Here is an 18,770-nt window from a genome sequence, read left to right on the forward strand (position 1 = left end):
TCCTGTCCGGGGGCAATATCCTTGCGGATCAAGGCAGGGATGCTCAATCTGCCTTTTGAGTCGATTTTGTGGTCGGTTCTGCCGGTGTAACCTCTGCTCTTCAGCATCCAGATTTCCTGTCGCTTGGGAAACAATTGTAAATAAAAAGCATAAAGCGGATAGAAATTCTTCCCACGATTCCCCACAACTCACCACTATCATAAAATATAGCCCTATTTTTTGGCTTGTCAAGCACAAAAATAGGGAAATTTGATTATTAAACATTTTTTTTAAAACTTACCCAAGCGCAATTCAAGTGGAAGTGAGTTCGATTTAGGATTTTAGGGGAGGAATTAATGACTAATAAAAGGACATTGGGGACGTAATCGACTTGGATGAAAGCGAGGGTTCATGGTCGTGATTCTTCGGTAAAAGGAAAAAAAAGGGAGCAGGTATTTCTCCGGCTTCCAAATTATTGGCTTGCAGTAATAAGACAATCACGGAACGCTCCAGAAAGCAGTGTAACTTTGATTTCCCGCGTTGCGCCACTCCCAATCTCGACCATTTTGCTGACGTCAGCAAAATGGTCTTCGATACGATACCCGCTATTGAAACAAGCCAGCTTAGCCTTCTCAATTACAGCCTCAAAGTTCCGGTATTGCGTGTATTCCAGAACCTCCGCCAGGTCGCGGCTCTCCCAATACTCATTATTCGCTTCGTTCGTGCGCTTGATACGCTCGAAAGGCGACACATGTCCGCCTGTTGGCTTCGCAATTTCCTTCGCCATTATTTCTTCCCTCCCAGATAACATGCTAACGGAATTTCTGTGCTGCCTACGGTCAATGAATTAAGTCCCATTGCCCATGTATCGGGCGTCTTTATATGGTTTCCGCATAATGCGCTATGTCAATTTGCTAATCATAATGATAGTATACATCATGCGCGCACTCTGTCAATACCCAAATTCACTTTCCGGCAATCGCCCATTTTTTTCCGGCATAAGCGGCTCTTTCTTTCACCTCCGCTCTTGAGACAAAATCCCCCCGCCGCATTAAGCGGCGACCCTCTTATAAAGGGGGTAGAAAGACGCCCACATAGCTCCCCCCTTAACAAGGGGGGATGCCGACAGGCAGTGGGGATTTTTCACATTTCCTGCCCCATCTTTTTTATATATATTGCATTCATGGAACACGATAAACTCTCGACCCGAAGCTACCGTTACAGCCCCCTGACCGGGTGTGCGTCGCAGTATCCGGAGGAAAGGACAGCTTCTCGCTCCTCCATCCCAATCTCTGGCGGGCGGCGCGGTTATGGTGGGAAGCTTATGGCGACCATCCGCTGCATAAAGAAAAGGCTGTTTGACATGAACCGATACTTCACTATATTTAAAAAGGTTTTTGTAAAAGCCGTATAAATCATATAGATCCTGAAACAAGTTCAGGGTGACGCTTGTCATGCCGAACTTGTTTCGGCATCTACTGAGGTATATGGTGACTCACACATCCTTTCCTTTTCGGGGGTTCTATGAAACGCTACGGTTCGGTTCTCAAAGTCAAACCCGGCTGCCTGGAGGAATACAAGCGTCTCCATGCGGCGGTCTGGCCCTCGGTTTTGAACATGATCAAAAAGTGCAACATCCGCAATTACTCAATCTATTACAAGGACGGTTACCTGTTCAGTTATTTTGAATATGTCGGGAGTGATTTCGAAAACGACATGAAGATGATGGCCGCCGATCCTGAAACCCAGCGGTGGTGGAGTTTCTGCATGCCCTTGCAGGAACCGCTCGAAACCCGCAAGGAAGGCGAATGGTGGGCTGAGATGGAAGAGGTGTTTCACACCTACTGAAGGAGAATTAACTATGGATCCTGGCTACCTGTTTACTGCCTTGGTCTGGGGATCGATCGGCATGGGATTCTTCATCTACGGGAAGAAAAAGAAACGTATTGTTCCCCTCGTCGGAGGCATTGTGCTCATGGGAATCTCTTACCTTGTGAAAACACCCCTGAACCTTTCCTTTGTCAGCGTGGTTCTGATTGCGGGGATCTATCTGGTGAGCAAGAGGGTGTGAAGATGTAAGAATAATACAGGGCGGAAAAAAAACGGCGATACATAAAGATCAGGGTGTATCCAGGGATCGGATTTCACCGGTTTCCTGAATTACAACCGGGAAACCTTCCAATGATGAAGGAATATTTTTTGTTATTTCCGGTGTTTTCTTTACCACGAGCACCAGAACGCAATCCTTCCCATTCTTCTTACCCTGAGCAGTTCCCACCACCCCTGGAATGGACATCAATTCCGGTGTATGTTTTTTTAACACTTCCTCTATTGACATTTTTTTTACTTCCGTCGGTTTTTTTTTGTTTGCGCAGCTGATTATATCTATAGAAATGGTTATCATTCCGATACCTATAAGAACCAGAAAAACAAATCGAATAATGGAGAATCTTCTTTTTTCATTTTTGACAGAATATGCTGACACTTTTGAACTTCCCTAAAATAACAGGGAAAGAAAAGGTTCTGAAATTCAGCCTCTTCTTTCCCTGTTTTGTTGAAAGAATGCACGTTGGATAATGAAATTACTGCCCGTCGATGGTCACTCCGAGTGCTGAAAATGCTGAAAGAACATCACCAATTTGATTAGCAATTGCATAGGTCCCGATATTGTTACCAGCAAACAGCAGACCAACGGGGTTATAACCAGGGTCTGTCACGAGAAGCGAACCTGAATCCCCAGCTTTTATAAATGGTTTGCTCGATTGAACGATAATTTGATTGACAAATCGTGCGGTACCGCTGGTATAGCCTACATTAATCGTAGCGATGATGCCGGTGATTCTGCCTTTGGTGAGCGCAGATGTACGACCGTATTTCTGCACATTCTGGCCGATTGTGGCTGTCGCGGTAGTTGATTTTGGGATTCCGTATCCGCCGGTGGGAGTGGCATTGCCAAGGTTGGTGGTTGAAGAAAGAGCAATCGCAGCATCAACCGTGTTATCTATACCAGAAAAATCGATCTGTATAAAAGCGGAAAGTTTACCGATCTCATTATCGGGTTTTATAACGCAACCCGTATCATAACGGCCGGGTTGAAGAACAATGCTTTCCAGAGGTGCTTTGTTTTCAAGGGCATACACGTGGTTGTTGCTGAGAGCATATACATTTCCAGAGGTGTCCTTCACTCTGCAACCGATAGTGCCTGCAGAGCATTCGCCTACATTTCCGGTGGAGACTCCGATTGGCACGGGACGTGGCCATGTGCTTGTAGGTTTTAAAGCAATTGGTTTGCCTTTGACCTCCGGTGGAGCCAGCGCTTTGATTTCACCGGTAACTTCCACCACAACGGGAACGCCGTCAAGGCTGGCTGGGATTCCCTGAACACCGGGAACTTTGGTCAGAACCAGAACCACCGGTGTACCGTCCGCTCCAAGACCAACAGCAGTGCCCACTACATCGGCAATACCCAGGAGTTGAGGGTTATGCTCCTGAAGGGCATCGGCCGCTTTTTGCAAGTTCGCGGGCAAATCAACGAGCTTGGCGGCCTGCTGGGATTGGGTGACCGGCGCAGTCACAGTGTTGTTCTCTTTGCTGCACCCGAACCATACGAGTCCTACAGCCATCAGAGCGAATAGAATAATAGCAATACCTTTTCTCATCGCGTACTCCTCCTCTTTTTTGCGCTGCATGCTCTTGCCCAATTCCTGAGAAACTTTACGAAGTAATCATAGCATAAAAATGGGATAATGTCAAGTAAAAAATTACAAATATATTATAAAATTCCGGGGATGATAATCAAATTGCGTTTATGTCCTTTAGTGCCCTATATTTCACCTCTTGCTATTGGTCAGAACACCTCCCTATATTATCCCTGGTATTTCCAAGCATGACACCTGTTTTTTGTACACCGATTCTTGTTTCTCATAAACCATTTTCCGGAGCATATTCCCATGACCAGAATCCGAATTGTTGCGACAACAGTGTTATTTGTCCTCCTTGCGGTTTCCTGCGCCAGGAAGCCGGAGCTACCCGGCCCTATGAAACAGGGTACCCGTCTTCCCAACCATTGGGTGCTCACTCCGGCAGGCAGTCATATTCCGGTAGGAGATCTTCCCCTGAATATGGCGCTCTCGCCGGACGGCAAACTGCTGGCGGTAACCAACAACGGCTACAGTCGTCATTTTATTTCGCTGATCAGCACCGAAAAGGACACTGTGGTAAGCGAGCTGGAGACCGGGAAATCTTTCTACGGCCTGGCTTTCAGTCCTGATGGACGCGCGCTCTATGCGTCCGGGGGAAGCGCCGAGCAGGTGCTGACCTGGCAGAGAAACGGCAGTGATTTTACCCCGGGGACGCCCATTTCGCTCAAAGGACCCGATGCGCCGCCCAAGATATTTCCCGCCGGAATGGCTTTCTCGAAAGATGGCCAGACTCTGTATGTTGCCGAAAACCGGGGCGACTGCCTGGCCTTTGTTTCTGTACAGAAGGATCAGGTGGAAAAACAGATAAAAATCGGCTCATTCCCCTATGATATAAAGGTATTGTCAAAACAGCCCAAACTGTATGTCAGTCTCTGGGGAGGAAGCGAAGTAGGAGTGGTGGACACTCAGAGCGGCGCGATCATTTCACGGGTCAAAGTCGGGGATCATCCCAATACCATGCTCTTCTCGCCCGATGAGAAGCTTCTCTATGTCGCCTGCTCGAACACTGACGATGCCTGGGTGATCGACACTACAAGCGACCGGGTGATCGAGACCATTGAGCTGCACCCCTACCCGAATGCGCCGTTTGGAAGCACCCCGAACGCTCTGGCTCTCTCCTCCGAAGGTTCCACACTTTATGTGGCCAATGCCACAAATAATGATGTGGCAGTTGTGGATGTCTCAAGGCGCGGAAAAAGCACGGTCAAGGGATTGATTCCGGTGGGATGGTATCCAACCGCTCTTGCGCTCAGCCCGGACGGCCGCAAGTTGTATGTTGCGAGCGGCAAAGGCCTTACTTCCAAACCAAATCCGAAAGGGCCCAATCCTACCCTGCCGCGCGAGAAAAACCTCGTTGAATATATTGGCGGCCTCTTCAACGGCACCGTATCGGTCATACCCATCCCGAATGCCCGTCAGCTCGCCTCATACACCAGTCAGACGGAAAAAAACAACGGGTTCAGCGAGGTCGCCCGGAAGCTCCTGGAAAAGGAGCGCGTGGTCAAACCCCATGCAGTGCCGCGCCGGGTCGGGGAGCCTTCGCTCATCAAGCATGTGATCTATATCATCCGGGAGAACCGCACCTACGACCAGGTGCTCGGCGATATGGCCAAGGGCAACGGCGATTCCAGCCTCTGCCTCTTCGGCCCCGATGTGACCCCCAACTATCACGCGCTGGCCGATAAATTCGTTTTAATGGATAATTTCTACGTGGACGCCGAGGTCAGCGCCGACGGCCACGAATGGAGCACCGCCGCTATCGCCACCGACTTTGTGGAGAAATCCTGGCCTTCCTCCTACTCCGGACGCGGAATACCTTACCCTTCGGAAGGGGAGTTTCCCATCGCCTTTCCCACAAGCGGTTACATCTGGGAAACAGCCGCCCGCAAGGGACTGACTTACCGCAGTTACGGCGAATTCATAGTTGCTTCAGGCAAATCGGTTGTGGTGAAACACCACGCGCTCGAAGGGCATTACGATCCCGCCTTCCGTCCCTGGGACATGAGCTATCCCGACACACTGCGAGCCGCCGAATTCATCCGGGAGCTTCACGAGTTCGAGCAGAAAGGCGATCTTCCCCGTTTCATCATCATGCGGCTGCCGAATAACCACACCAACGGCACCAATCCGGGTATCTCCACCCCGCGGGCCATGGTTGCTGAAAACGACCTTGCGCTTGGCAAGGTCATAGAAGCTGTCACCCACAGCCGGTTCTGGAAGGATACCGCAGTCTTCGTGGTCGAGGACGACGCCCAGAACGGCCCCGACCATGTGGACGCCCACCGCTCACCGGCGCTGGTGGTCAGCCCCTATATCCGCCGGGGATATGTGGATCACACCCTCTACGACACGGCGAGCATGCTGCGCACCATGGAATTGATCCTCGGACTGCCGCCCATGAGCCAGTACGACGCTGCTGCCTATCCCATGGTGGACTGTTTCAGTGACCGCCCGGACATGACACCCTACAAAGTCCTGCGCCCTACTGTCCCGCTCGATGAGAAGAACATGGCGACCGCCTACGGCGCCCATGACAGCATGGCGATGGATTTCAGCCGTGAGGACGCCACTCCGGAAATCCGCCTGAACGAGATCATCTGGAAATCCATCAGAGGAGAAAATTCCGAGATGCCCCGCCCGATACATAGAAGAGCGGCGCAGGTGGAAGAGGAAGAGGAATGAGAGAACCTTAATTTTTTCTGAAATATTAATAAGATAGATTGAAAAATCGATAGGACATTTAAGAGGAAATTAACTATGAGAAATTTTATTAAACAATTTATGAACGCTCCTATAAAAACTCGTGGAATAATTCTTATTGTTTGTGGAGTATTTTTTTGTATTCTAAGTATCTTATTTACAGATGGTTGGGATGCAAGGGATAGTTTCATAATTAATCTTCAAGATGCATATATATTTGAAATAAATATTGGGAAAGTCTGGGTAACTATTCCCCCTGATAATTATTACCCTAGGGGAAGAGAAGGTCATTGGGAACCAAAATATTCTTATAGAATACCTCTAAAAATTTTTATTGCTCTTGGTTTAATTCCAGTTGCATTAGGTATAGTTTTGCTTCTTACAGGTAAAACAGATAAGCAAAAAAAAATAACAGAATCAGAATCCCTTTAAACAATTAAGTAAAGTCAAGCAAATCATATCAATTTTTTTCCTTTCTTTCCACAATATTGGATTAATGAAAAGGGGGGAAGAGATGCTGGCTGATGAACTTGTAGGACTTGAAACATTTGATCCCAAAGCTTTTCAAAGTGATGGGACTTTCCCACAGTCAGTATGCAATCTTGTTCTTTCATTATCATTAGTTTATAATGATTTTCGTGATATATATGTTGCTCATGATGCTATTAATAAATCATTACTTAATGAACCACTAAGAGAGACTAAATTGTCTGGCGAGATTAGCGGCTTACGTGTTCACTTGTTAAGAATTCAAGCAGGCATAATATTTGAACTTTTCAATCTCATCGAACATTCAGTCAATGCAATAGAAGAACCTATATTCAATAAGATCATTAGTAAAATCAATAAGCAAGGTCGTGAAGCATGGACAGCATTAAAAATCGCAGCTATTAATCATACAAGTACAGGTGAAGTAGGTCACTCACTGTTATTTTTACGCAATAAAATTGCATTTCATTATGACCCAAAAGAGATTTTCAAAGGTTATTCTAACGCATTTTTATCTCCAACAACAAAACGGATTCCTTATGTTTCAAGGGGGTCTAACCTTCAACAGACACGATTCTATTTTGCAGATGCGTCAGCTCAAGACTATATGGTAATAAAAGCATCAAATGATGAGGTAAAAGCTTTTATTAATGGTCGTGCCGAAGTTTTTAATCACGTTCATATAGCTATTTACGAAATAGTAACAAAATATATTCAGTTGAGAGGTTATGGATGGAGACAGATTGAGAAAAAAGTATAACAATAAGGTGTTCAATATAGTTTTGAAAAAGAAGTGAGTTCATTATATAACTCACTTCCTCTATCTCCTGTTTTATTTCCCTCTTATTTCTTATCCCACACGCTCAAAATCAGCCGCGATGGATGTTCCCGGTCGTGGAAAATCTTCTGGTCTGCCTTGACAAAAGAACTCTCTGCCCCGATGGGGCCGCCGGTGTTCAGATTGCGGTCGAAGCGGGGGAAGTTGGATGAAGAAACCTCCAGCCGTATGCGGTGACCTTTTAGGAAAGTCATGGCGGTCTGCCCCAGGGAGAACCGGTAGCGCTCGACCGCTCCGGGAGTCAAAAATTGCGGGTCGCCCATGCCGTTGCGGAAACGGGCGCGGACTATGCTCTCCGTGATGTTCAGCGCCTTGCCTTCGGGGCCGACATCTACGAGCTTGCCGGTAAAATCGGTATCGCGGGCGCTCGTTGAGGCGAACAGCTCCAGCTCGACCTGGCCAACCACGGTAATATCCCGGTCAATAACGCCTGTGGTGTAGACGAGGACATCCTCACGCCCCTCGATGACCCGCTGATCCATGGCGCCCGCTTTGGTCATCTCACGGAGGCAGCAGATGCTCCCGCCGCGCGTGGGTACCGGGTTCCCGGGGTCGTACGTGAATGCGTCGTACGGTTCCTTTGCGGGAGCCTTGCCATTCAACATTCCTTTACCGCGAAGGGTATTTGCCTTTCCGGTGCAGTGGAGGTATAAGGATTTCTCCGTAGTTCCGGCAGGCGGCCAGGCGGCCGCAGATACCCAGCGGTTGTCGCCCATGAGAAAGAAGCGTACCGCAGGTTCTTTATCGGCGCCGTTCGGGGAATCAAGAAGCCAGCGGTCGAGCCAGCGGTCCTGGAATCCCTGGATATTCACGCTCTTCCAGTTTCCGAAGTCCATTTCGCTTTCAGGCGGCGGGTCGCTGCCGTGGTCGAAGGGGCCGACAATAAGCTTTACCTTCTCCCCGGAACTGCGCGCTCTGAGCTGGGTGTAAAGCTTCAGTACATCCGGGCAGAACAGGTCGAACCACCCGCCCATGAGCAGGACCGCTGAATTGTCGCAGGCAAGCCGGGAGGTCTGAGGAAGCAGTCCCTTGCCAAATGAACCGTTGGCCCAGTCCACCCATTTTTTATAGTGGGGTATCTCACTGTTCACCCCAAGACGCGGCGCATCACTCAGGGGAAGGAGCGGGAACAGGCGCTCCCAGTCCAGCGAGATGACCGGCTGGAGGTCGCGGTCTTTCCCATCCACCAGTATAGCCCAGTAGTAATCGAAGTGGTGATTCATCGCGCCGTTTGTATAGAGTCCGCCCAGGGGAGAAGCCACGGGGTCGCTGGCCACGATGACCTGCGGCGGGGTTTCTTTCCCGGCGGAAAGATAGAGCGCGGTGAATCCGAGATACGAGTGTCCGCTGCTGCCCACCACCCCGTTCGACCACGGCTGCGAGCGTATCCACCTCAGGGTGACATCGCCGTCCGGGATTTCATTCACGAACGGGTCGAACACGCCCCCGGAATTATACCGTCCCCGGACATCCTGGTATACACAGGCATATCCCCGCTGCGCGAATCTTTGAAGGTACGATTTCATCCAGTCGGCGCCATAAGGCGACCGGAAGATAACCGTCGGGAATTTTCCCTCACGTTCAGGGCGGACGACGATGGTGGCCAGCTTTATGCCATCAGAAGCGGCAAGGGCGATTTCCTCTACCTTGACCGGGGCTTTTTCCTGGCAGAATGAAGGAATGGAGGCTGCCGGTAAAATCGCCGCGAAAAATGCGGCTAAAAGAGTGGTGCGGAAATGTAAAAGAGCTGCTTTCACTTAATTCTCCTCGTATTGTGAAATATATGTAAATATATTTAGTATTCTTAGACCCTGAAACGGTTTTATCGTTCCCGCGAAGCGGCAACAAGTTCAGGGTGACAAGTGTCATGCCGAACTTGTTTCGGCATCTATATATACCGTGTCCTGCCGAACTTGTTTCGGCATCTATTCATATAATCTCCCCGTGTTCGACAAAGCGTGTATCACCGGCATAACGATATGGGAGGGATGGGGCCGGTCATGCAGCACAGTATTGATTGCAGTGACCATCCGGCGGTGCTCGTTGAGCGGCTCCCCGCTGTTGGGATTCACATCGAAACGGGGAAAATTGCTGCTTGAAATGTCAACGCGGATGCGATGGCCTTTCTTGAATATGTTTGAGGTCGGGTAAAGCTTTATTGTAAACTGGTAAATAGCGCCCGGTTTCATCAAATGCTCCTCTTTCAGGGAATCCCGGAAACGGGCGCGGATGATGCCATCCTCCAGATTTAGATCGAAACCTCCCGGATAATCAGGATTCGGAGGATACACATCGATCAGCTTTGCGGTAAAATCGGTATCGAGCGCCGAGGAGGATGCCCACAGGGTGACTGTGATTTCCCCGGTGACCTCCAAATCCTGTTCGAGCGGTTCGGTTTGAAAAACCAGGATATCGCGTCTTGCGGAGAGAGGTATCGGCTGGGTCCAGTTCCATATATCCGGGCCGCCGCGCTGGTCCCATGCACCCTGCTGCAGGATGCCGTTGCCGGAAGAAATATTGCCCCCGATAGTGGGCGCTGGATCGCGGGGATCGAACAGATACGTGGTAAAAGAGCGGGCCTCGTTCGGCAGATTCGGGGAAAGCCCTCCATTCCGGTGCAGGTAATACTTGGTGTATTGAGTGCGGGCGAGAGGCCACTCCTGTTCATCACGCCAGAACCCCCCGTGATTCAGCCTTCCGTCGGCGTCCTTCCTTCCGTCGCCGAAGCCCATGATGAAAATCCGTACAGGGGCGGCAAACGGGGCCGCCTTCCCAACAGTATTATCGATGCCCTTCAGCCAGCGATCGAACCATTCCCGCCACCAGGCAAGCCTGTCAGGGATGGCCGCATCCTTGCCGAAGCTTACCTGGCCGTGGGATGAAGCCGTCTGCTGGCCATGAATCCACGGTCCCATGATAAGGTATACCGGCCCCTTTATCTTACGGCTGAGTGCTTTATAGTTCGCTGTGGTGTTTCCGCCCCAGGAGTCATACCAGCCTCCCACAAGGTACACCGGCATGTCCTTGTAGCGGTCGGTAAAGTCCAGGATATTGTTCTGCTTCCAGAAGTCGTCGTTGGCGCCATGACGCATGGCTTCCACCAGCCAGTCCTCATATTCGGGGGCGAGTTTCAGGGGTGTCGTTCCCCTGTTGAGAGGCAGATTCATGAGGTAAAACTTTCTGTCATCCCGCATTTTTTCAAGCATTGCTTTGGTCCCGGGGTCTTTCGATTGCCTGCTCCCAGTGGCAGAGCTAAGATAAATCCAGTTCCAGAACCGCATCTCGAACGCGCCTCCGTTCCGCATGCTTGCATAGCCCATGTTGGACATGGCGTCAGTAGGAATGACCGTTGAAAGGTAAGGCGAATTCTCCATTGCGAGAGCATGCTGCGTTCCGCCTTCATATGAGATCCCGAACATCCCGATTCGACCGTTCGCCCAGGGCTGGCGGCTTATCCATTCGCAGGTGTCGAAGCCGTCCTTTCCATCGTCGGTCATCATGTGCCAGACCCCCTCGGATTTATACCGTCCCCGGGTGTCCTGGAACACCACCGCATAGCCGCAGGAAGCAAAATAACGGGCAATTTCCGGATAGGATTCCTTATTATAGGGTGTCCGCCTCAGAATGACCGGCAATCCCCCTTCTATCGCCGCATCATTTCGGGTCGGCAGGTAGACATCGGTTGCCAGACTGACGCCATCCCGCATAAGCGCCATCATGTCCCGCTTGACCGTGACCCCGTATTCGGCCTCTGCGGCGGGAGAAAGAGAGGGCAATGTCAAGATTAAAAGAAAGGAGCACAAAATGGGTATGAGGAAGTACCTGTGTTTGAAAACCGGAGTGTCCATGCAACGTTCCTCCCGTTGGTTATCTTCACTTTTTATCACTGTGGTTTATGAAGTGCAAAGCGGGCTCTCCATTTTTACCCCAATACGGTTTACTTAAGGGAAAAAGGACAGGATTTTTAACCACGAACCACACGAAAGGCACGAAAAATGATTTTATACAAAAAAATGAATTACAAATTTCGTGTTTTTCGTGACTTTCGTGGTTCAAAATTTTTTAAATGAACCGCATTGCTTTTTACCCGATTTATTCTGATACTGTAATTCTCTATTTTTTCTCTGCATTCATGAGACGTACATACTCGGCCAGGCGGTTCAGGTTACGGATACAGGTTCCGATGCGAATCCATCCGTTTTTCATGACCGGCCCCTCATACTCCATCTCGTTCTTGAAACAGTAGCGCGCGGTGTACATACGGCCGTCCTCGGTCCACCTTCCCAGGTTGTCGAGAGCGGCGGCGATGCGCTTTACCTCAGGTTCCATGCCCTGGGCGCGTTTGAGTGCTGCTTCCGGTGTGAGCGGCGCGGGTTTTACTGCAAGCGGATCCTTCCAGACAGCCGATTTAAGGGATTCGTACCGTTTCCGCTCCGCTTTGGTGGAGAAATTCCTCCGCTCGAAACCGTACCCTCCCATGGCTTCAGCCAGGTTGTAGGTTATCCGCACCGAAGCCATGGTTCCCGAATCCCCCTCAAACCTTGCGGCAAGGGCGCGGTTGCTGCCCTCTTCCAGGAAACTGCCGATATTACCGTCGGCAGAAACGGAGCGGTCCAGCCAGTCGAGCGTCCGGGGTACCGGCTCCAGGTAGCGGCGGTCTCCGGTGAATTCGTACATATCCATCAGGCAGCGCATGTTATCCACCGTATCGGTTACCGATAGCGAGGCTGGCTCGTATTCACGGGCCTGAGCCGGTTTCATGTCGTATGTGAGCTGCTGCCCCCAGCCGTACTGCGGGCCTTCATGCTGGCTGATGATGATGAAATCGGCTCCGCGGCGGGCGGCCTCCAGATAGCGGGGATCGCAGAGTGTTTTGTAAGCCTGCGCCATAACCTGGATGTTTCCGCTGATCACACCGTCGTTGTAAGTATAGTAGGTGTCATAATCTGTTCCGATCAGGGGATACCGCTGCGGCCAGGCGCCGTTGGGAAACTGTGCTTCCATGATGAAATTCAGCGCTTTTTTGAGCGGCCCCGACCAGGCGGGATCGAGGGTGAGGTCATAGAGCCGCATGAGGAAAAGGGTGGGATCGCGGGCTACTCCGTCATCGAAAGTGGCGTTCCCGTTGAAGTGCATGAATTCGCCGTAATCGGTATGGACGCTCATCTCCTTATACCAGGTTTTCAGACTTCCCGGGGCGAAATCGATCAGGTAGTTCCAGCCGCCGCACTCCATCTGGCCCCAGATGAGCGTCCGGGCTGCATCTTCGGCGCAGCGGAGATAGAACGGGTCTCCGGAAGCCTGGTATGCGTTGAGAAAAGCATCGCCCATGCCAGGAGTCGAGGGGTTCTGCACCCAGATCTGGCTTTCACGGGCGGGGAGCTCGCCGAACCGCCTAGTCAGGTCGGCGGTGTACTCCATGAGATATCCGCCTCTTGTCGAGACAGTGTCGTGATAGTAGTGGGCGGCTTTGTTCATTGCCTGGAGCGCTTGCTCCAGGATTACCGCTTCTTTCGGAGCAGCCCGGAGGGGACTGGCCAGGCAGAAGATCAGAACAGCGGCGACAAGCGTTGATCGAGTCGAACGGTGCATGGGGCATCCTTTCCTGCTGATGACGGATGGGAAGTTGAAAGTTATCAAGCAAAAATAATGCAGGAAATCAAAAGGAAAAGCAAAAAAAATATACAGTCTTTTCAGTCCCCCTTCGGGGGATTTAGGGGGCTGCAGTATTGAAGTTCATGGATAATTCGGGCTATATCACCTGCAGGCTGTCCGCCGCCATCCATCCGCCCACACCGCTCTTCAACCGTATCAAATCCCAGGAATTCTGACGTCGCTCGATGAGGACTTTGGTTCCTTCATGGATGGTGAAAATATGGATGTTCTCGGCGCCGGGACCGGAGTATACATCGACCTCTCCTGCCATGATCACCGCCTGGGTCTCAGTAGAATCACGGTGAACCTTATCTACAAGAACAGCGGTGGACACTATGAACAGGAGCCCGCATACCGAAAGGGCGGTTACCAGCGGGAGCCGTACCCATCCCCCCAAAAAAATCAGGCCGATGGAGGACAGCATCATCAGAGCGAAGGCCAGTCCTGACCAGAGAGCCGCGGAGTTGATATTGATCCGTTCGTACGTGTTCTCCAGAAATGCTGTGACAGCATTCATGGGAGGAGTTTCCTTGTCCTGCTTCCGGGAGTTGATGAACGCGAGATTGGCGAGCGCATCACGGTCAGAGGGATCAAGTTTCAGCGCCCGTTCAAGATATAAAACCGCTTTTCCGGTCAGGTTGAGACGCCAGGCGGCATTGGAAGCGTTGTAGTAGAGATCCGGATCTTTGACGCCCCCTTTCAAAAGCTGCTCATAGATATCCAGGGCTTCGCGGAATTTCCCCTGACGGTAAAGGTCGCCGGCCCGGTTATACAGCGCAGCCGATTCGGTCCCGAAAGAAGCGGCATGGGAGTACGGCGGAATCAGGGAGGAAGCCAGCGCAAGAAAAATTATGAAACAGGGAACGATTATTTTCTTCATAGAGTTTCTCTCAGCGCGGCGAGAATGGATTTGGCGTCGTCCAGGAGCCTTCTCTGCACCTGGCTGTCCGCCCCGGCGGATGAGAACCGTGCGAAATCGCAAAGCTCCATGGTTTTCCTTATGTGCCCGGCTGTTTCAGGCGCTACAGCATGATTCCGGAGGATATCTTCCATCTCTCCGGTAGTCAGGGCGCCCGGGTCGATGTTCAGTCTGTCGCCGATAAATTCAATTACAGCCTCGCTCACATGGGCGCAGAATCCGAATGTTTCACCTTTTTCCAGAAGCCGGGAAGCATGTTCAAGCCTTTTTTCAGCATGTTTCCAGGCATTCAGCTTCCGTTTCAATCCCCTGTTCTGCTCCAGGATGCCGCGGCGCCGTTTGACCAGGAAAGCCGCGATAAACGCCCCGGAGGGGATAATATAGAAGAAATAAAAGAATCCGTTTGCATACAGCCGCTCATTCGAATTCACCAGGAGCGCCTTGTCGGGTTTGATGAAATTGATATCGCTGCCGATCCTGACCACCGCATTACGGCGATCGACCTTGTCGCTCTGGCCGGCTGAAGTTGTCTCGCCGGGAGTAATCCGGAGCGTGACCGCGCCGGTGGATATCGTATGGTATTTTTTGTCCCGGGGATTGAAAAACGAGAGAGAGAAAGGCTGCAAAGTGACTACTCCCGGGAATTTAGGCATGAGCATATATTCGAATATCTTCGCACCCCCTACAGTGAATCCGGAGTTCAAAATCTTCGGCGTTACCTTGGGATCATAGGTTTTAAAGGCGGAGAAGTCCGGCGTATTGACAGCGGGCAGCACATCCAGATTCCCCTCGCCGGTAACCGTAACGGTCACCGTCACGATGTCTCCCGCTTTAAGCTCCTTACGGTCGGCGAGGGCGGATATTTTAAAATCCCCCACCGCGCCTTTGAAGTCATCCGGTTTCCCCTCGAGAGGATGCGGCCTGACTTTCACCGTGATCGGTTTGGTGGAGAGCCTGCGCGTCTGCTGGGCGGTAAAAAATCCACCGGCAGTGTAGGTGAGTGAGGCCGGGCCGATAGTCAGCTCACCCGACATGGTCGGGAAAAGAGCCGTTTTCACCGCAGTGTATTGAAAGATACGGTTATCCATCGTCCTGGTCGAGGGTGTAAGCTTGGGGAGGTCCACCGACCAGAAACCGGTGGTTGAAGGGGGGTCGTACTCGGTGTCCCCCCAGAGGGTAAGACGGTTGTAGAGCTCGAAAGTAAGTGTTACCTGCTGGCCCACATAAGGCTGTCTGTTATCCACCGTCGTCCGGATGAAAATATTGGAGTCGCCGCCCCCCGCATCTACCGCGCCGGATTTGGAAGAGGGCTGGGGCGCGGCGGAACCGGTAACAACTTCCACTTTTATGGGGTTCGATGTGAAGGTTTGGCCGCCAACCACTACCGTTGCGGCGCCCACCTCGAACAATCCCGTTTTCGAGGGTACGAGTGTATAGGTATAAGATTTCTGGGTGGATGTTTTCCCGTTGATCCACTGGTATTCGACCGATGTCGACGGCCCCCCGACGCTGAAATCGGGCATGGGTTTGAGGGCGGGAGCGCCTGACTTGCCCACATCGGGTCCTGTTATGCTGAGAGTCAGAGTGAGCCGCTCGGAAAGCGAGATACGGTTTGCGCTCACAGTCGGAGTGATGGTTACAGTTGCTCCGGACGCCACCCCCGCGGCAAGCTCCGTAAGCACAATGATTGCACAAAGCATCCTGTTGAACAGCTTACCAGTCATCGCCCTGCCCTGTCGGTGTCATCAACCGTTTGTTACGGATTGAAAGCGTTTTCTTTTCTTCGTCGTTCATCGCGTTGAGGAGACGTTCCGCTTCCTCCCGTGTCATAGGCTGATAATCACTTTTTTTTTGATCGGATTTCTGTTCTTCCTGGTTCTGAGCCTGGTCTTTCTGACGGTTCTCGTTTTTGTTTTTCTGCTCGTCGCTCTGGCGGTTATTTTTGTCTTTGGAATCTTTATTCTGCTGATTCTGGTTTTGATTCTTATCCTGGTTTTCGTTCTGTTTGCCGCCCTGCTGTTCTTTTTTCTTCTGCTCTTCCCGGCTGAGCTTACGGGCGGTGAGATCGAGATTATATCTGATGTCGCGGGAAACAGGATCCAGTTTCACCGCTTTCTTGAATTCTTCCAGGGCGCCCTGGTAATCTCCCGCGGTGAACATGGTATTGCCAGCGTTGAATAAGGCCGCGGCGGAGAGGTCTTTTGCCGGAAACCCCCCGGCCGCGGTATGAAGCTCGCTCAGCGCTTCATCCTTCTTTCCGGAAAGAGAGAGGGCGGTGCCGCGGTTGAACTGCAGTTCCGGCGAATCGGGGCGCTGGATAAGCGCCTCGGTGAATTGTTTGACGCTTTCATCGTACTGTTTGTTATCGTAAGCCTTGATGCCTTTTTTATTATATGACGATGCTTTGTCGGCAAAGGAAAATCCCGGCTGAATAAAAAGAAAAAATAGCGCAAGGCAAACTACGCTCCTCATGACTGTTTTCCTCCTGGAGATGCGGTTTTCTGGCGGCTGCGTTCGCCGATGAGCAGCCAGGCCAGAAGAAAGAATAGGGAAAAACCGAGCGGAATCTGGTACCGCTCCTGCAGACGGGAGATTCTCCGCTCGTTCAGATCGGTTTTTTTGATATCTCCCAGACCGTCGAGAATGGACTTTACATTTACCTCGCCGTTATCCTCGCGCAGGTATGCTCCCCGGGTTCCATCCGCAATCTTCCGCAGGGTTTCCTCATCGAGGCTGGTTTTCACCACCTCTCCCTTGCTGTTTTGCTTGTAGCCCTGAAGCTGGCCTTTTTCATTCCGGAGCGGAATGAGCTCACTGCCGGTTGTTCCGACTCCCACCGTAAATATATGTACTCCCTTTAATCCCGCCTTACGGGCTGCGGCCAGGGGATCGCCGGATAGATTTTCACCATCGGTGAAAAGGATAATAAGCTGGCTCTCGCTTGCGGCGTCGGAGCCCCGCTTGAGCATATCGAGCGCACCGTCGATGGCATTTGCTATATTGGTGCCCGGCTCGGGGACACTGCCAACATTCACAAAATCAAGGAGGGTCTTGGCGGCGGCGTAATCGCCGGTCAGCGGGCACTGCACAAAGGGCTTGCCGGTGAAGGCGAGTATGGCGACCCGGTCGCCTTTCAGGTTGTCGATAAATTGCCCGATCTCGTACTTGGCCTGCATGATGCGGCTGGGTTTGACATCTTCAGCCAGCATGGAAGCAGAGGTATCCAGCGCGATGACCACATCCACACCCATTCTTTTCACGATTTCGGTTTTGGTTCCGAACCGCGGCTGCGCAAGCGCGATAACCGCCAGCGCCAGTCCGGCAAAAAAACAGGCCTGCCCTATCCTGCGCCTGACAGGGCTTACCGAACGTGAAAGGCCGTCAAACAGCTCCGGACCGGCGAAACGGTTGCGGTCGCGGCGGCTTAAAAGAGCCAAAAGAACTCCGAGGAGCGCCAGGCACGGAACCATGAGCAGCAGCCAGAAACCTTCGGGATTGTTGAACGCCATACTCAGGGAATCCTCCTGAAAACGGTTCGATCCAAAAGAAATGACAATACGAGAAGAAAAATGCCCGCGTTCAGGAAAGCGGGATACTTCTCATCATATTCCGTCCACTCCCTGAAGGTCACCTTGGTTGTTTCCAGTTTGCCGATCTCGGAATAGATACCCTGCAGTTCGTTCTTATTTTTAGCGCGGTAATACTTCCCGCCGGTCATCTGGGCGACCTGTTTCAAGGATGCTTCATCGATATGGGTCTCCACCGGGAAGGTGTTTCCGTTCATTCTCATCCAGGACTGCCCTTCGGTGCCCACCCCGATGGCATAGATTCTGACCCCCATGGTGGCAGCTATCCGCGCGGCGGTCAGGGGATCGATGTTTCCGGAATTGTTCATACCGTCGGTGAGGAGAATGATGATCCTGCTCTTCGCATCGGAATTACGGAGCCGGTTCACCGCGGTGGCAATGGCGGAACCTATGGCGGTGCCGTCGTCCACCCGTGACTCCCAGGCCTGACCGAGGAGATCTTTCAGAATATCGTAGTCCAGGGTGAGAGGGCAGAGCATGAAACTCTGGGCAGCGAATACAACGAGCCCGATCCGGTCGCTCACACGGCGGGAGATAAAGTCTTTGACAACCTCGATGGCCGCATCATACCGGGAAAGGGGATCGAAATCCATGGCAGCCATGCTGGATGATATATCAAGGGTCAGCATGATATCGATCCCGCGGGCGGACCGGGTATGCATTGTCTGGCCAACCTGGGGCCGCGCCATGGCTACAACGAGAACCGCAGCCGCTCCTGCGGCGATGAAGAGCGACAGGAGACGCTTGATCTTGCCGCCGCTGCCCCCGGTTTCCTTCAGTACCTGGATGGCGGGAAACCATACTGCGGCGTCGCTCTTCCCGCGCTTCCTGAAATACTGGAAAAATATCACCAGGGGAATAACCAGAAGAATAAGCCAGAGAGGATCGGCAAACCTGAACAT

17 protein-coding genes are annotated in these 18,770 nt (G+C 51.6%); 6 read left to right on the plus strand and 11 right to left on the minus strand.

Annotated elements, in window-relative coordinates; genetic code table 11:
* Positions 1-451: 451 nt before the first annotated feature.
* Complete coding sequence (locus Q8O92_12065) at positions 452-766, minus strand: DNA replication protein DnaD (protein ID MDP2984050.1); 315 nt, start codon at positions 764-766, stop codon at positions 452-454.
* Positions 767-1,215: 449 nt separating this feature from the next.
* On the opposite strand from Q8O92_12065, the gene Q8O92_12070 reads away from it, so the two are divergent.
* The 3 genes from Q8O92_12070 (at position 1,216) to Q8O92_12080 (ending at position 2,050) form a co-directional block, all read left to right on the plus strand.
* Complete coding sequence (locus Q8O92_12070; GenBank protein ID MDP2984051.1) at positions 1,216-1,341, plus strand: hypothetical protein; 126 nt, start codon at positions 1,216-1,218, stop codon at positions 1,339-1,341.
* A gap of 162 nt (positions 1,342-1,503) precedes the next feature.
* Positions 1,504-1,827: an L-rhamnose mutarotase gene (locus Q8O92_12075; GenBank protein MDP2984052.1), complete on the plus strand. Its 324-nt coding sequence runs from the start codon at positions 1,504-1,506 to the stop codon at positions 1,825-1,827.
* A gap of 13 nt (positions 1,828-1,840) precedes the next feature.
* Positions 1,841-2,050 carry a hypothetical protein gene (locus Q8O92_12080; protein MDP2984053.1) on the plus strand — a complete coding sequence of 70 codons (210 nt, stop codon included), beginning with the start codon at positions 1,841-1,843 and terminating at the stop codon, positions 2,048-2,050.
* 48 nt (positions 2,051-2,098) lie between these two features.
* Here Q8O92_12080 and Q8O92_12085 read toward each other — a convergent pair whose 3' ends face one another.
* Together Q8O92_12085 and Q8O92_12090 are read right to left on the minus strand one after the other, a co-directional pair.
* Positions 2,099-2,317 (minus strand): hypothetical protein, encoded by a 219-nt coding sequence (locus tag Q8O92_12085; GenBank protein ID MDP2984054.1) that lies wholly within the window; start codon positions 2,315-2,317, stop codon positions 2,099-2,101.
* Between the two features lie 244 nt (positions 2,318-2,561).
* Complete coding sequence (locus Q8O92_12090) at positions 2,562-3,668, minus strand: hypothetical protein (protein MDP2984055.1); 1,107 nt, start codon at positions 3,666-3,668, stop codon at positions 2,562-2,564.
* A gap of 261 nt (positions 3,669-3,929) precedes the next feature.
* Here Q8O92_12090 and Q8O92_12095 point away from each other — a divergent pair, with 261 nt between their 5' ends.
* The 3 genes from Q8O92_12095 to Q8O92_12105 all read left to right on the plus strand — a co-directional run bounded on the left by Q8O92_12095 (position 3,930) and on the right by Q8O92_12105 (position 7,629).
* Positions 3,930-6,362 (plus strand): bifunctional YncE family protein/alkaline phosphatase family protein, encoded by a 2,433-nt coding sequence (locus tag Q8O92_12095; GenBank protein ID MDP2984056.1) that lies wholly within the window; start codon positions 3,930-3,932, stop codon positions 6,360-6,362.
* Positions 6,363-6,437: 75 nt separating this feature from the next.
* Positions 6,438-6,812 (plus strand): hypothetical protein, encoded by a 375-nt coding sequence (locus tag Q8O92_12100; GenBank protein ID MDP2984057.1) that lies wholly within the window; start codon positions 6,438-6,440, stop codon positions 6,810-6,812.
* A gap of 82 nt (positions 6,813-6,894) precedes the next feature.
* Positions 6,895-7,629: a hypothetical protein gene (locus tag Q8O92_12105; protein MDP2984058.1), complete on the plus strand. Its 735-nt coding sequence runs from the start codon at positions 6,895-6,897 to the stop codon at positions 7,627-7,629.
* Between the two features lie 83 nt (positions 7,630-7,712).
* On the opposite strand, the gene Q8O92_12110 is transcribed toward Q8O92_12105, so the two are convergent.
* From Q8O92_12110 to Q8O92_12145, 8 genes are all read right to left on the minus strand, one after another.
* Positions 7,713-9,464: a CocE/NonD family hydrolase gene (locus Q8O92_12110; protein MDP2984059.1), complete on the minus strand. Its 1,752-nt coding sequence runs from the start codon at positions 9,462-9,464 to the stop codon at positions 7,713-7,715.
* Positions 9,465-9,632: 168 nt separating this feature from the next.
* Complete coding sequence (locus Q8O92_12115; protein MDP2984060.1) at positions 9,633-11,555, minus strand: CocE/NonD family hydrolase; 1,923 nt, start codon at positions 11,553-11,555, stop codon at positions 9,633-9,635.
* A 265-nt stretch (positions 11,556-11,820) separates the two neighbouring features.
* Positions 11,821-13,299, minus strand: a complete 1,479-nt coding sequence (locus Q8O92_12120) for a pectate lyase (GenBank protein MDP2984061.1) — start codon at positions 13,297-13,299, stop codon at positions 11,821-11,823.
* Positions 13,300-13,459: 160 nt separating this feature from the next.
* On the minus strand, positions 13,460-14,242 hold the full coding sequence (locus tag Q8O92_12125) for a tetratricopeptide repeat protein (protein MDP2984062.1): 783 nt from the start codon (positions 14,240-14,242) through the stop codon (positions 13,460-13,462).
* On the minus strand, positions 14,239-16,005 hold the full coding sequence (locus Q8O92_12130; protein ID MDP2984063.1) for a BatD family protein: 1,767 nt from the start codon (positions 16,003-16,005) through the stop codon (positions 14,239-14,241). The genes Q8O92_12125 and Q8O92_12130 overlap by 4 nt, the downstream gene beginning before the upstream one ends.
* Complete coding sequence (locus Q8O92_12135) at positions 15,995-16,753, minus strand: tetratricopeptide repeat protein (protein ID MDP2984064.1); 759 nt, start codon at positions 16,751-16,753, stop codon at positions 15,995-15,997. Before Q8O92_12135 ends, Q8O92_12130 begins: the two co-directional genes overlap by 11 nt.
* Positions 16,750-17,790, minus strand: coding sequence for a VWA domain-containing protein (locus tag Q8O92_12140; GenBank protein MDP2984065.1), 1,041 nt, complete (start codon positions 17,788-17,790; stop codon positions 16,750-16,752). Before Q8O92_12140 ends, Q8O92_12135 begins: the two co-directional genes overlap by 4 nt.
* Before the next feature lie 2 nt (positions 17,791-17,792).
* The gene (locus tag Q8O92_12145) at positions 17,793-18,770 is read right to left on the minus strand and encodes a VWA domain-containing protein (GenBank protein ID MDP2984066.1); all 978 of its coding nucleotides are present in this window, start codon (positions 18,768-18,770) and stop codon (positions 17,793-17,795) included.

The sequence above is a fragment of the Candidatus Latescibacter sp. genome, from assembly GCA_030692375.1.
Classification (GTDB): domain Bacteria; phylum Latescibacterota; class Latescibacteria; order Latescibacterales; family Latescibacteraceae; genus JAUYCD01.

Excerpts from the sequence above, each read along its gene's own strand:
- Q8O92_12065 (MDP2984050.1), bottom strand. The coding sequence starts at position 766 with ATGGCGAAGGAAATTGCGAAGCCAACAGGCGGACATGTGTCGCCTTTC.
- Q8O92_12075 (MDP2984052.1), top strand. The coding sequence starts at position 1,504 with ATGAAACGCTACGGTTCGGTTCTCAAAGTCAAACCCGGCTGCCTGGAG.
- Q8O92_12080 (MDP2984053.1), top strand. The coding sequence starts at position 1,841 with ATGGATCCTGGCTACCTGTTTACTGCCTTGGTCTGGGGATCGATCGGC.
- Q8O92_12085 (MDP2984054.1), bottom strand. The coding sequence starts at position 2,317 with ATGTCAATAGAGGAAGTGTTAAAAAAACATACACCGGAATTGATGTCC.
- Q8O92_12090 (MDP2984055.1), bottom strand. The coding sequence starts at position 3,668 with ATGCAGCGCAAAAAAGAGGAGGAGTACGCGATGAGAAAAGGTATTGCT.
- Q8O92_12095 (MDP2984056.1), top strand. The coding sequence starts at position 3,930 with ATGACCAGAATCCGAATTGTTGCGACAACAGTGTTATTTGTCCTCCTT.
- Q8O92_12100 (MDP2984057.1), top strand. The coding sequence starts at position 6,438 with ATGAGAAATTTTATTAAACAATTTATGAACGCTCCTATAAAAACTCGT.
- Q8O92_12105 (MDP2984058.1), top strand. The coding sequence starts at position 6,895 with ATGCTGGCTGATGAACTTGTAGGACTTGAAACATTTGATCCCAAAGCT.
- Q8O92_12115 (MDP2984060.1), bottom strand. The coding sequence starts at position 11,555 with ATGGACACTCCGGTTTTCAAACACAGGTACTTCCTCATACCCATTTTG.
- Q8O92_12120 (MDP2984061.1), bottom strand. The coding sequence starts at position 13,299 with ATGCACCGTTCGACTCGATCAACGCTTGTCGCCGCTGTTCTGATCTTC.
- Q8O92_12125 (MDP2984062.1), bottom strand. The coding sequence starts at position 14,242 with ATGAAGAAAATAATCGTTCCCTGTTTCATAATTTTTCTTGCGCTGGCT.
- Q8O92_12130 (MDP2984063.1), bottom strand. The coding sequence starts at position 16,005 with ATGACTGGTAAGCTGTTCAACAGGATGCTTTGTGCAATCATTGTGCTT.
- Q8O92_12135 (MDP2984064.1), bottom strand. The coding sequence starts at position 16,753 with ATGAGGAGCGTAGTTTGCCTTGCGCTATTTTTTCTTTTTATTCAGCCG.
- Q8O92_12140 (MDP2984065.1), bottom strand. The coding sequence starts at position 17,790 with ATGGCGTTCAACAATCCCGAAGGTTTCTGGCTGCTGCTCATGGTTCCG.
- Q8O92_12145 (MDP2984066.1), bottom strand. The coding sequence starts at position 18,770 with ATGTTCAGGTTTGCCGATCCTCTCTGGCTTATTCTTCTGGTTATTCCC.